Below are 13114 nucleotides of genomic sequence, written 5' to 3' on the forward strand. Positions count from 1 at the left end.
CCGGATCGTTGCTCCATCAAACCGGCTTGATGTATTTTCCGGTCATGGCGTCGCCGAGCCGGGCCGCCCCGGCGTTCCTGCGGCTGGCCGCCCACCCGCTGCGGTGGCGGCTGCTGACCGTGCTCGCGCAGGGCGACCAGCGGGTGCGGGACCTGACGGCCCTGCTGGGTGAGCCGCAGAACCTGGTCTCCTACCACCTGCGGCTGTTGCGCGACGGCGGCCTGCTCACCGCCACCCGCAGCAGCTTCGACGGCCGGGGCAGCTACTACCACCTCGACCTCGACCGCTGTGCCGCGGCGCTGGCCGACACCGGCGCCGCCCTGCACCCGGCGCTGCGCCCGCCCGCCGCACCGCCCGGAACCCCGGTCGGCCCGCGCCCCGGCGTGCTGTTCGTCTGCACCGGCAACAGCACCCGCTCGCCGATCGCCGAGGCCCTGCTGCGCCGGCACACCGACGGCCGGGTCGAGGTGGCCAGCGCCGGCACCCGGCCCCGGGACCACCTGCACCCCAACGCCGTACGGGTGCTGCGCGAGGAGTTCGGCACGGACGTCGCCGGGCAGCCCACCCGGCACGTCGACACCCTGACCGGGCGCCGCTTCGACTACGTGATCAGCCTGTGCGACCGGGCCCGGGAGACCTGCCCCGACTTCGCGGGCCAGCCCCGCAGGGTGCACTGGAGCATCCCCGACCCGGCCGCGACCGGCGACACCGACCGGGCCAGCTATCCGTCCTTCCGGCGGATCACGGCCGAGATCCAGACGCGGGTCAGCCACCTGACGCCCGTCCTCACCGCCAGTGCCCACCCGAAGGAGGCACCCCAGTGACCACATCCGACCGGTACGCCAGCGTCCGCTACCTCGTCGACGACGTCCGGGCAGCCGTCGACTTCTACACCACGCACCTCGGTTTCACCCTGAACCGCGACGCCGCGCCGGCCTTCGCCGACATGGTGCGGGGCCCGCTGCGGCTGCTGCTGTCCGGCCCGGCCAGCTCGGGCGCCCGGGCCACCCCCGACGACGCCGCCGGCGCCGGGCGCAACCGGATTCACCTGGTCGTCGACGACCTCGACGCCACGGTCGGGCGGCTGCGCGGCACCGGAGTGCCGTTCCGCAGCGACGTGGTGGCCGGCCCGGGCGGGCGGCAGATCCTGCTCGCCGACCCCGCCGGCAACCTCGTCGAACTGTTCCAGCCGGCGGCACGGGAGACGCCGGTCACCGGCTGAGCGGGTCAGGGGGCGCCGGCGTCCCGGCCGGCCAGCTGCGCCCGCGCGCGCCGGTGCTCCTCGGCGTCGATCTGGCCCGCCGCGAACCGGCGGTCGAGGATCTCCTGCGGCGTCTCCCGGTGCTGCCGCCCGCCCTCGCCGTCCGGGCGCCGGACCAGCCGGAGCAGCGCCCAGACCAGTCCGGCGCCGAGCGCGAGCCAGAGCACCGGAACCAGCGTCATCCACAGCCCGCCGGGGCCGTATCCGTACATCATCGCTGTCACCTCCGGGGACGGTCCCCACCCGCTCATCGTCACCCGGCCGGGCGCCGCCGGCCAGGGACCACGGGCCCGGCCGGCCGGGCCGTCCGACCCCCGGACGTACCCGGGCCGCCGCCGTCGCAGGTGGTGTCCCGCCGTCACCAACCGCTCTGGTCACACACCCCGTCGGCGTCCTGGGGTTCGGCCTGCAGGGTGGCGTGCTCGATGCCGAACCGGTCGTGCAGCACCTGACGGGACCCGGCCAGCACGGCGGCCAGGTCGCCGCGGCGGGCGAGGATCAGGTGCGCCGAGGCCACCTCCATGCCCGAGGTGAGGGTCCACACGTGCAGGTCGTGGACGTCGGCGACGCCGTCGACCGCGGCCAGCGCGTCGCGGACCTCGGTGACGTCCAGGTGCGGCGGGGCGGCCTGCACCAGCACGCGCAGGGCCGCCCGGCCCAGCCGGTAGGTGCGGGGCAGGATGAACAGGCCGACCGCCACGGCTATGATCGGGTCGGCGTACCACCAGTCGGTGAGGGCGATGACCGCCGCGGCGACGATCACCCCGACGGAGCTGAACAGGTCGCCCAGCACCTCCAGGTAGGCGCCGCGCACGTTCAGGCTCTCCGTCGCGCCGGCGCGCAGCAGCAGGAACGCCCCGATGTTCGCCAGCAGGCCCGCCACCGCCACGACCAGCATCGGTCCGGCGAGCACCTCGGGCGGCTCGGCGAACCGGCGCACCGCCTCCACGAGCACGTAGATCGCCACGCCGAAGAGCAGCACGGCGTTGGCCAGCGCGGCGAGCACCTCCATCCGGTAGAGGCCGAAGGTGCGCTGCCCGTCGCGGGAGGCCCGGCTCGCCGCGCTGATCGCGGCCAGCGCCATCCCGATGCCGAGCACGTCGGTGAACATGTGCCCGGCGTCGGACAGCAGCGCCAGGGAACCGGTCAGCCCGGCGGCGACCGCCTCGACCAGCATGAACCCGGCGAGGATGCCGAAGGCCGCCCAGAGCCGCCCCCGGTGCTTCTCGCCGGCGCGCAGCACCTGCGCACCGTGGTCGTGCCCCGCTCCCATGACGCCCTTCCTTCCCCGTCCACCCCCGGTCAACATATGCTCACATTGCAATAAGTGCAAGCGACTGCCTCCACCGATGGGCGGGACCGGTGCGGGCGGCTGGACCGGTTCGTCCGCGGCGGCTGCGCCGCACTCGACCAGCACGGGCCCTGGATGTCGGAGGTCGCCGAGTTCGAGCGCGCGCGTCGCCGGCGCGACGCCCGGTAGTCCGGCCCGCCGGCACCACCACAGCGGCCTGCGGCGGCGGGCGCCGCGCCGGACCGGGGCAACCCGCACAGAGCGGCGACCCGTCAAGGTTTGTGCAGGTCAGAGGCGGGTAAGTGGCGGCTCATGATCGCATTGATCGTTGCTCTACTGGTGGTGTGGCTGGTGCTGGCGATCGTCGGCCTGGCGGTCAAGGGCTTGTTCTGGCTGTTCGTGGTCGGGGCGATCCTCTTCATCGCGACCGCGATCATCGGCTGGGTCCGCAGACGCGTGTAGGGCCGCTCGGCCGCGGACCAGCGGCAGGTAGACCTCGTCGACGATCTCCACCAGGACGTCGTCCGGCGCGGTCTGGGCGCCCCGCACGACGTACTCGTTGCGCAGCAGCACCACCGCGACGGTGGCCACCCGGGGATGCAGTGCCGACGCCGGCGCCTCGCCGCGGGTGACCGCGCGTTCGAGTACGCCGAGCCAGAGCCGCGAGCCCGCGTCCGCCGACGCCGCCCGCAGGCCGGCGAGCAGGTCCGCCTCGGCCGCCGCGGCGGCCAGCAGGTCGCGCTGCACCGCGCCCAGCGGTGAGGAGAACTGCCGGTTGACCCGGCGCAGCAGCTCCAGCACGTCCTCGCGGAGGCTGCCGGTGTCGGGCACGTCGGTGGCGGCGTCGGCCAGCCGGCCGTAGGCGGCGATGCCCAGCGCCGCCTTGCCCGGCCAGCGGCGGTACACCGCGTTCTTGTTGGTCCCCGCCCGCCGCGCGACGGCCTCCATGGTCAGCCCGGCGTATCCGGACTCGACCAGCTCGTCGGCGGCGGCCTGCAGGATCGCGTCCGCCAGCACCACGCCGCGCCGTCGCTTCACCGCCCCATCGTAGGGTACGCGCCGTCCCCTTTTTAGGGTACGTGCCGTACCCTATCGGCATGCGTACCCGAGGAATCACCTACGACACCGGCTGGGCCCTCGGCCCCGGCCCCACCACGTACGAGCCGTTCGACCCCGAAGCGGTCCGCCAGGACCTGCGGGTGATCCGCGACGAGCTGCACTGCACCGCCGTACGGATCACCGGCAGCCGACCCGAGCGGCTGGAGGTCGCCGCCCGGCACGCCGCCGACGCGGGCCTGGAGGTCTGGTTCTCGCCCTTCACCAACGACCTGACCACCGAGGAACTGCTGGACGTGCTCGCCGACTGCGCCGAGCGCGCCGAGCGGCTGCGCCGCGACGGCGCCGAGGTCGTGCTGCTCACCGGGGCGGAGCTGACCCTGTTCACCCGCGGTTTCCTGCCCGGCGACACCCTGGACGAACGGCTCGCACTGCTGTCCCGGCCGGACGAGTTGCGCGAGGTCTTCCCCACGATCCCGCCCCGGCTCAACGCGTTCCTCGCCGCGGCCGTGGCCCGGGTCCGCGAGCGCTTCGGCGGCCGGGTCAGCTACGCCGCCCTGCCCTCCGAGCGGGTCGACTGGGCACCCTTCGACGTCATCGGGGTGGACCTGTACCGCTCGAAGGAGAACGCCGACATCTACGAGCACGCCCTGCGGGTGCTCGCCGAACAGGGCAAGCCGGTGGCGGTGACCGAGTTCGGCTGCACCACGTACCGTGGCGCGGCGGACCTCGGCGCCCGGGGCGCGTTCCTGGTCGAGTGGGACGGCACCCAGGGGCGGGAGTTGACCCGGGAGCTGGAGCGCGACGAGCAGGAGCAGGCGCGGTATCTGCGCGAGCTGGTCGAGGTGTACGAGCGCGAGCCGGTGGACGCGGCGTTCTGGTGCACCTTCGCGGCGCGCAACCTGCCGCACCGGCCCGACGGCGGCCGGGCCGACCTCGACCTCGCCTCGTACGGCCTGGTCAAGGTCCTCGACTCGGGGCGGTGGGAGCCCAAGGCCGCGTTCCACGCCATGGCCGAGGTCTACGCGCCCCGCCCTGACTGACGGTTTCCCCGGCGTTTCCGGCGTGGGTCGGCAGGTCTTGCGAGCCGACCCACGCCGCCGCTATGTTAGCGATAACATCGATGTGTTCGCATCGCTCGTTGTGAGGTCGCCGGCCGTGCCCCGGCGACCGTCCGGGACACGGCGCGCCACCTGCGGACCACCCCGTCGTGCCATGCCCGACGCCCGCCCCGGCTCGGGCAGTTCCCCGCTGCGCCCGCCCGTCGCGTCACCACCACCGCCCCTGGCAAGGAGCCCGCGATGCCCTCTCCGTTCCTGAACCGCCGTCTTCTCCTGCGGGCCGCCGGCGCGACCGCCGTCGCCTCCGCGGCGGGGTCCGTCGTCGGACCCCTCGTCCGGTCGGGCGCCGCCGGCGCCGCCCTGCCCCCGGTCCGCGCCGACATCGGCGTCTCGGCGTACGCCTTCGACCCCGGCCAGGTGCGGCTGACCGCCAGCCGCTGGCAGGACAACCAGAACCGCACCCTCAACTACCTGCGCTTCGTCGACGTCAACCGGCTGCTCTACAACTTCCGGGCCAACCATCGCCTCTCCACCGGCGGCGCCGCCACGAACGGCGGCTGGGACGCCCCGACGTTCCCCTTCCGCACCCACGTCCAGGGGCACTTCCTCACCGCCTGGGCGCAGGCGTGGGCGGTGCTCGGCGACACCACCTGCCGGGACAAGGCCAACCAGATGGTCGCCGAGCTGGCCAGGTGCCAGGCCAACAACGGCGCCGCCGGCTTCAACACCGGCTACCTGTCCGGCTTCCCGGAGTCCGACTTCACCGCCCTCGAGGCGCGCACCCTGAACAACGGCAACGTGCCGTACTACTGCATCCACAAGACGCTGGCCGGGCTGCTCGACGTGTGGCGGCTCATCGGCAACAACCAGGCCCGCGACGTCCTGCTGGCGCTCGCCGGCTGGGTCGACTGGCGCACCGGCCGGCTCACCTCGACCCAGCTGCAGGCCATGCTGGGCACCGAGTTCGGCGGCATGAACGCCGTGCTGACCGACGTGTACCAGCAGACCGGCGACGGCCGGTGGCTGACCGCCGCGCAACGGTTCGACCACGCCGCGGTGTTCAACCCGCTCGCGGCCAATTCCGACCAGCTCAACGGGCTGCACGCCAACACCCAGGTGCCGAAGTGGATCGGCGCGGCCCGGGAGTTCAAGGCCACCGGCACCACCCGCTACCGGGACATCGCCACCAACGCCTGGAACATGACCGTCAACGCGCACACCTACGCCATCGGCGGCAACAGCCAGGCCGAGCACTTCCGCGCCCCCAACGCCATCGCCGGCTACCTGCGCAACGACACCTGCGAGGCGTGCAACACGTACAACATGCTCCGGCTGACCCGGGAGCTGTGGCTGCTCGACCCCGGGCGGACCGCCTACTTCGACTTCTACGAGCGGGCACTGATCAACCACCTGATCGGGGCGCAGAACCCGGCCGACAGCCACGGCCACATCACCTACTTCACCCCGTTGCAGCCGGGCGGGCGGCGCGGCGTGGGCCCGGCGTGGGGCGGCGGCACCTGGAGCACCGACTACAACTCCTTCTGGTGCTGCCAGGGCACCGGCCTGGAGAGCAACACCACGCTGATGGACGCCATCTACTTCCACAACGGCAGCACGCTGACCGTGAACCTGTTCATGCCGTCGGTGCTCACCTGGTCGCAGCGGGGCATCACGGTCACCCAGAGCACCAACTACCCGGCCGGCGACACCACCACGCTGACCGTCAGCGGCAGCGTCGGCGGGTCGTGGACGATGCGCATCCGCATCCCGGCCTGGACGACGGGCGCCACGGTCGCCGTCAACGGCGTGGCGCAGGACATCGCCACCACGCCGGGGACGTACGCCGCCCTGACCCGCTCGTGGACCGACGGCGACACGGTCACCGTACGGCTGCCGATGCGGGTGCAGACACTGCCCGCGAACGACAACCCGAACGTGGTGGCGCTCAGCTACGGACCGGTGGTGCTCTCCGGCAACTACGGCAACACGGCGCTTTCCGCGCTGCCCACGCTCGTCACCGCCTCGGTCACCCGGACCAGCAGCACCGCGCTCAGCTTCACCGCCACCGCCAACGGGTCCACGGTCAACCTTGGGCCGTTCCACGACGCGCACGGGCACAACTACACCGTCTACTGGAGCGCCAACGGTCAGACCGGGGGCACCGCCGGCGCCACCTTCCGGCTGGTCAACGCCGCCAGCGGTCTGGTGCTGGGCGTCGAGAACATGTCCACCGCCGACGGCGCCCCGGCCCTGCAGTGGGCGGACAACGGCACCGCCGACCACGACTGGGAACTCCTGGTCGACGGCAGCGCGGTCCGGCTGCGCAACGCCAACAGCGGCAAGGTGCTCGGCGTGCAGAACATGTCGACCGCGGACAACGCCCAGGTGGTGCAGTGGTCGAACACCGGGACGGCCGACCACCGGTGGACCGTCGGCGACGTCGGCGACGGCTCCCACAAGATCCGCAACGGCAACTCCGGCAAGCTGCTGGCCCTGCTCAACGGCAACACCGCGCAGGGCGCCCGGGTGGTGCAGGACCCGGACAACGGCACGCCGGACAACCAGTGGCGGTTCGTGCCCAACGGCGCGCGCCGGATCCAGAACCTCGCCAGCGGCCTGGTCCTCGGCGTGCAGAACATGTCCACCGCCGACGGCGGCCTGGTGATCCAGTGGGGCGACACCGGCACCGCCGACCACCTCTGGACCGCGGTCGTGGACAGCGGCGGCTACCTGCGGCTGCGCAACTCCAACAGCGGCCGGGTGCTCGGCGTGGAGAACGCCGGCACCGCCAACGGCGCCCGGGTGCTGCAGTGGGCCGACAACGGCGCCGCCGACCACCGCTGGCGGCTGCGCTACGGCACCGGTGGTTACTTCCGGATCCAGTGCGCCAACGGCGGGCGGGTCCTCGCGGTGACCGGCGGCTCGACGGCGCAGGGCGCCCAGGTCGTCATCTGGGACGACAACGGCACCAACGACCACCTCTGGCGGTTCGTGTAGCCGCTCCGGTCAGGGGCGTTGACACCGGCCCTGACCGCTCCGGCCCGGGGTGTGGGCGGCAGGTCCGCCCGCGCCCCGGGGCCGGTGGTGCTCCCCGCCGGCCCCGTGTCGGCCGGGCTCAGCGGCGGGGCGGCCCGGCGACGCTGCCGCGGGCGACCAGCCTCGGCGCGATGGTGCGACGCAGCGCGCCGTTGCTGACCGACTCGATCTGGGTCAGCAGCATCTCCAGGCTGGCCCGGGCCACCGCGGCGAAGTCCGGCCGCACGGTGGTCAGCGGCGGGATGAAGTATGCCGCCTCCGGCACGTCGTCGAAGCCCACCACGCTGATGTCGTCGGGCACCCGGCGGCCGTGCTCGTACAGGGCACGCAGCACGCCGAGGGCGAGGTGGTCGTTCGCGGTGAAGACCGCGGTGACCTCGGGCATCCGGGCCAGCATCTGGCCGCACCGGTAGCCGGCCGCCGCCGACCAGTCCGCCGGCACCAGCGGCGGGACCTCCACGCCGGCCGCCGCCAACGCCTCCCGCCAGCCCTGGATCCGGCCGGCGCTGTCGAACCAGTCCGAGGGCCCGGAGACGTGCCAGACCGTACGGTGCCCGGCGTCGAGCAGGTGCTGCGTGGCGGCCCGCGCGCCGGCGACCTGGTCGACCGTCACCAGCGGCACCGGCCCGTCCGGGTCGCCGTCGACGGTGACCAGCGGGACGTCCTTCGGCAGCCGCGCCAGGGCCTCGCCGGCCGACTCGACCGGCGCGATCACCACCACCCCGGCGACCCGGTGCGCCAGGTGCCGCTCGACGGCGGCCGAGATGGACCGGTGGTCGAGATCCCGCACGCTGCCCACGCTGACCGCGAAGCCCGCCTCGGCGGCGGCCTGTTCGAGGGCGGCGAGCAGCGACGCCGGGCCGTAGAGGGTGGTGTTCTGGGCGACCACGCCGATCACCTGGGACCGGCCGGTGACCAGCGCGCGGGCGGCGCGGTTGGGCCGGTAGCCGAGTTCGGTGATGGCGGCCTGCACCCGCAGCCGGGTCTGCTCGCGCACGTTGGGATGCCCGTTCAACACCCGGGACACCGTCTGGTGCGAGACACCGGCGAGCCGGGCCACGTCAGTCATCGCAGGACCGCGCACGGCCACTCCCTTTCCCACGCCAGGCGGGACCGCGGCCCGTCGACGTCGACCGGGGCGGCCCGGATGCCCAATCCCGCTCCCGCTGCCGCCACGGCGGAGCAGCTCCGCCGGTGGCCGACACTGGATCGCGGACAGTCTACGCCAGTTCCGGTACGGGTCGGAGCACCGCGCAGCCCACTGATTGGCAGCTCAATGTCGGGCCCGGCGACGAATTGGCGGACATCATTCCCGCGGTACCGCTCCCCACAACCGGCGGGCTACCGGGAATTACCGAAAGGCCTGTTCCGTGCCCGTGGTGGCGCGCGGAACAGGCCTTTCGGCAGCGGTCAATTGCTATCCCCCGCCGACCCCGGCGGAGGGGCCTACGGTGAGCAACCTCACGGCGTTGACAGTTCGAACCGGCGCACCGTCACCGCCCCGCCGAGCGCCTGGGTGGCGTGATTGAAAATGGCGAACCGGTAGCCCATGAAGAACGTCCAGTTGTTGTTGAGCGTCAGGGCGTTACCCAGCGACACGAAGTTGACGCCGTCCGTGCTGTACGAGAAGCGGGCCTGCCGCCCCGAGCCGGGCCTGATGTCGGCGTTGGCGCGCAACCAGATCCGCCCGCCGGAGACCGGCGCGCTGGCAATCTCACTGCCGGTGCTGGCGGTGTCCCAGCTGCTGTTCATGGTCAGCCCGTTGGTCATCACCACCCGGGTGGTGCCGTTGTCCCGGCGCACCCCGATCCAGGCCGAGACGTCGCGCAGCACGGCGAGCCCGGTCCGGTCGCCGTCCCGCATCGTCGAGTAGTCCAGCTCGATCGTCCCGGTCGAGGTCGGCCCCTGGATGCGGTGGGTGACGGTGTTGCGGGCCCGGTAGAGGTCGTTGGTGACGGTGGCGGTCTGCAGGTTCAGCCCGTTGTTCACCGACCAGCGGCTGTTGTCCGGGTTGTGGTTCCACTCCCACTGCGGGCCGAGCGTGCTGCCGGCGAAGGTGTCCACGCCGGTGAGCGGCTTGACCGGGCGCAGCGGCAGCGGGTTGGGATAGCTGGCACCCCAGGCGCCGTTGACGGTCTGCACCTGCGGCCAGCCGTCCGCGGTCCAGGTGATCGGCGCCAGCGTCGGCATCCGGCCGCCCGGGTAGGCGTCGGTGAACGCCATGTAGTACCAGGAGCCGTTCGGCAACTGCACCAGGCCGCCCTGGTGGGGCACCCCGCCGCCGGAGATCGGGCCCGGCAGGTTGAGCAGCACCTGCCGCTGCTCGTACGGGCCGAACGGGCCGTTGGTGGACTTCAGCACGTACTGGCCGTTGGCCGGGCGGGTGAGCCAGATGTAGTAGGCGCCGTTGCGCTTGTAGAAGCGGGCGCCCTCCAGGGTGCCGATGCTCGACGGGGTCTGGTAGACCTGCTGCGACCGGACCTGGGTGCGCCCGTCGGCGGAGAGCTGCGCCACGCTGATCGTGCCGTTGCCGTACGCGACGTACATGGTGTCGTTGTCGTCGATCAGCATCCCGGCGTCGTAATAGCAGTTCGGGATGGTGGTGTGCTTGGTCCAGGCGCCGTCGACGGCGGACGCGGTGTAGATGTGGGTCTGGGCGAAGTCGATGCAGCCCGCCCAGTAGTACGTCCGGTTGCTCGGCCGGTAGGCCAGCGTGGAGGCCCAGATGCCGTCCACGTACGCCTGCTGCCCGGGGGGCAGGTCGTACTTGGTGCCGAACTCCAACCGGGGCACCGAGTGCCCGGCGAACTCCCAGTTGACCAGGTCGTAGGAGCGCAGGATCGGGGCGCCCGGCGAGTAGTGCATGGTGGAGGCGGTCAGGTAGTAGACGTCCCCGACCCGGATCACCTCGACGTCGGCGAAGTCCTGCCAGACCACCGGGTTGGTGAAGTTCCCGCCCGGCGTGCCCGGGTCGCCCGGGTTGCCGCTGCCGTCCACCCGGACCAGCTGCCACTGCTGGTTGTTGCCACCCCAGTCGTCGTACTGCACCACGTTGCCGCCGTCGGCGGTGGAGGCGTTCTGCACCTCGACCGCCTTGTTGCTGTTGCGGTTGATCAGCCGCACGTACCCGCCGGCCGAGTCCGCCAGCCGGAACTGCTGGTTGGTGCCGTTGCCGTCGCTCCACTGCACGATCGACGCGCCGTTGGCCGTGGAGAAGTTGTAGACGTCGAGCACCTTGCCCGAGTGCCGCGACTTCACCCGGTAGTAGCCGCCACCGGAGTCCACGAACTGCCACTGCTGCCAGGCGCCGTCGTTGCGCGCCCACTGGGTGATCCGCGCCCCGTCGTTCGTGGCCCGGTTGTACACGTCCAACGCCTTGCCACTGTTGCGGTTCACCAACACGTACCACGCGTTGGTGTCCACCGTCGCCGCGGACGCCGGCGACGGTGCGACGCCCACCAGGGCGCCGCCCAGCACCACCGCCGCGACGGCGGCGACGACCCGCGACAGCCGGCCGCGCGGGCGTGCCATGGCCCGCGAGAGCCCACCGATGGCAACCATGATCCTCCTTCGATGACAGGTTCAGGGGGAAGGTCCGCCGGCCGCCATCCCGGCGCTCCCGGATCGACCGGACCCGCGCGCGCACCGCATGTGATCGCTAACAATCGTGCCTCCTGCCCAGGGAGGCGCGCGACGCGTGGGACTGCGGTGGAACGATCGTCGGCCCGGCCAGCCGGACACGGCGGCCGTCCTATCCATCGACTGTGAGCGATAACACGACGTTAGTCAATACGTAACATCGCCCGGCCGCGCGCTCGCCGCCACGCCGGAGCCGGACGCGAGCGGGTGGTGCTCCCCCCGCCGAGAGGGGGGGGAGCACCACCCGGTGCGCGGCGGTCAGAACCCGCGGGCCAGCCGGTAGTACGCCTGGTTCCAGCGCAGCTCGTCGGCGAACCGGTACGGGTCGGTGTCCGCGTCGATGACCACCAGCTCGGTCCGGCTCATCTCGGCCAGGTCGCGCAACTCCTCGACGCCGACGGCCTGGGAGAGCACGGTGTGGTGCGGGGCGCCGGCGGTGATCCACGCCTCCGCGGAGCCGGCCAGGTGCGGCTGGGGCCGCCAGACCGCCCGGGCCACCGGCAGCCGGCGCAGCGGCTGCGGCGGTGGGACGACGTCGACGACGTTGGCCACCAGCCGGAACCGCTCCCCCATGTCCGCCATGCCCAGCACCACGGCCGGGCCCGCCGCCGCGTCGAAGACCAGCCGCACCGGGTCCTCCCGGCCGCCGATGCCCAGCGGGTGGATCTCCACGTTCGGCACGTCCGCGGCGATGCTCGGGCACACCTCCAGCATGTGCGCGCCGAGCACCACCTCCTCGCCCGGCTTCAGGTCGTAGGTGTAGTCCTCCATGAAGGAGGTGCCGCCCGGGACGCCGACGGCCATCGACTTCAACGTGTGCACCAGCACGGAGGTCTTCCAGTCGCCCTCGCCGCCGAAGCCGTACCCGTCGGCCATCAGCCGCTGCACCGCGATGCCGGGCAGCTGACGCAGCCCGCCCAGGTCCTCGAAGTTTGTGGTGAACGCCCGGAAGCCGCCGTCGTCGAGGAAGGTACGCAGGCCGATCTCCAGGCGCGCGGCGTACCGCAGCGAGTCGTGCCGCTCCCCGCCGGTGCGCAGCAGCGGATCCATCCGGTACGTGTCGTCGTACTCCTTGACCAGGTCGTCCACCTGCGCCTCGGCGACCTCGTCGACCACCGCGACCAGGTCGTTGACGCCGTAGGTGTTCACCGACACGCCGAAGCGCAGCTCCGCCTCCACCTTGTCGCCCTCGGTCACGGCGACGTCGCGCATGTTGTCCCCGAACCGGGCCAGCCGCAGCGACCGCACCGCCGACCAGCCGATGGCGGCGCGGGCCCAGGCGCCGACCCGCCCGACCACCCGCGGGTCGCTGACGTGACCGGCGACGGTCTTGCGGGCCACCCCGAGCCGGGTCTGGATGTACCCGAACTCGCGGTCGCCGTGCGCGGCCTGGTTCAGGTTCATGAAGTCCATGTCGATGTCGTCCCACGGCAGCAGGACGTTCGCCTGGGTGTGCAGGTGCAGCAGCGGGGTCTGCAGGGCGTCCAACCCGGCGATCCACATCTTGGCCGGCGAGAAGGTGTGCATCCAGGCGATCACCCCGACCACCCCCTGCCCGGCCGCGTCCCGGCAGGCCGCGAGGATGTCCGTGCTGGAGGTCAGCACGGGCTTCCAGACCACCCGGACGGGGATGTCCGGTGACTCGTCGAGTCGCGCCGCGATCTGCCGGGACTGGTCGGCGACCTGCCGGAGCGTGTCCTCGCCGTACAGGCCCTGACTGCCGGTGAGGAACCAGACCTCGGGCTCGGGGTGTGTTGCCATGTTGTTGCC

Annotated in this window: 11 protein-coding genes; 5 read left to right on the forward strand and 6 right to left on the reverse strand. The window is 72.6% G+C overall.

The features are described from left to right. Positions 1–44: 44 nt before the first annotated feature. Entirely contained in the window at positions 45–824 is a 780-nt protein-coding gene (locus K7640_RS02235) for an ArsR family transcriptional regulator (RefSeq protein WP_222952946.1), read from the forward strand. Next, positions 821–1222, forward strand: a complete 402-nt coding sequence (locus K7640_RS02240) for a VOC family protein (protein WP_222952947.1) — start codon at positions 821–823, stop codon at positions 1220–1222. Before K7640_RS02235 ends, K7640_RS02240 begins: the two co-directional genes overlap by 4 nt. Before the next feature lie 5 nt (positions 1223–1227). On the opposite strand, the gene K7640_RS02245 is transcribed toward K7640_RS02240, so the two are convergent. Beyond that, on the reverse strand, positions 1228–1476 hold the full coding sequence (locus K7640_RS02245; protein WP_222952948.1) for an SHOCT domain-containing protein: 249 nt from the start codon (positions 1474–1476) through the stop codon (positions 1228–1230). A 143-nt stretch (positions 1477–1619) separates the two neighbouring features. After that, positions 1620–2534, reverse strand: coding sequence for a cation diffusion facilitator family transporter (locus tag K7640_RS02250; RefSeq protein WP_222952949.1), 915 nt, complete (start codon positions 2532–2534; stop codon positions 1620–1622). Between the two features lie 54 nt (positions 2535–2588). Between K7640_RS02250 and K7640_RS30930 the strand changes: the two genes are divergently transcribed. Then, positions 2589–2741 (forward strand): DUF6357 family protein, encoded by a 153-nt coding sequence (locus K7640_RS30930; protein ID WP_222952950.1) that lies wholly within the window; start codon positions 2589–2591, stop codon positions 2739–2741. 144 nt (positions 2742–2885) lie between these two features. Here the strand turns inward: K7640_RS30930 and K7640_RS02260 are convergent, their stop codons facing one another. Then, positions 2886–3590, reverse strand: coding sequence for a TetR/AcrR family transcriptional regulator (locus K7640_RS02260; protein WP_308042416.1), 705 nt, complete (start codon positions 3588–3590; stop codon positions 2886–2888). Between the two features lie 59 nt (positions 3591–3649). Here K7640_RS02260 and K7640_RS02265 point away from each other — a divergent pair, with 59 nt between their 5' ends. Then, positions 3650–4651: a hypothetical protein gene (locus K7640_RS02265; protein ID WP_222952951.1), complete on the forward strand. Its 1002-nt coding sequence runs from the start codon at positions 3650–3652 to the stop codon at positions 4649–4651. 258 nt (positions 4652–4909) lie between these two features. Beyond that, complete coding sequence (locus tag K7640_RS02270; protein ID WP_222952952.1) at positions 4910–7666, forward strand: beta-L-arabinofuranosidase domain-containing protein; 2757 nt, start codon at positions 4910–4912, stop codon at positions 7664–7666. 118 nt (positions 7667–7784) lie between these two features. Here K7640_RS02270 and K7640_RS02275 read toward each other — a convergent pair whose 3' ends face one another. The 3 genes from K7640_RS02275 to araA all read right to left on the reverse strand — a co-directional run bounded on the left by K7640_RS02275 (position 7785) and on the right by araA (position 13105). After that, positions 7785–8774 carry a LacI family DNA-binding transcriptional regulator gene (locus K7640_RS02275; RefSeq protein ID WP_222952953.1) on the reverse strand — a complete coding sequence of 330 codons (990 nt, stop codon included), beginning with the start codon at positions 8772–8774 and terminating at the stop codon, positions 7785–7787. A 392-nt stretch (positions 8775–9166) separates the two neighbouring features. Next, positions 9167–11266 carry a family 43 glycosylhydrolase gene (locus K7640_RS02280; protein WP_222952954.1) on the reverse strand — a complete coding sequence of 700 codons (2100 nt, stop codon included), beginning with the start codon at positions 11264–11266 and terminating at the stop codon, positions 9167–9169. A 336-nt stretch (positions 11267–11602) separates the two neighbouring features. Further along, on the reverse strand, positions 11603–13105 hold the full coding sequence (araA, locus tag K7640_RS02285) for an L-arabinose isomerase (protein ID WP_222952955.1): 1503 nt from the start codon (positions 13103–13105) through the stop codon (positions 11603–11605). Positions 13106–13114 lie beyond the last annotated feature (9 nt).

Source organism: Micromonospora sp. PLK6-60, assembly GCF_019890675.1.
GTDB lineage: Bacteria > Actinomycetota > Actinomycetes > Mycobacteriales > Micromonosporaceae > Micromonospora.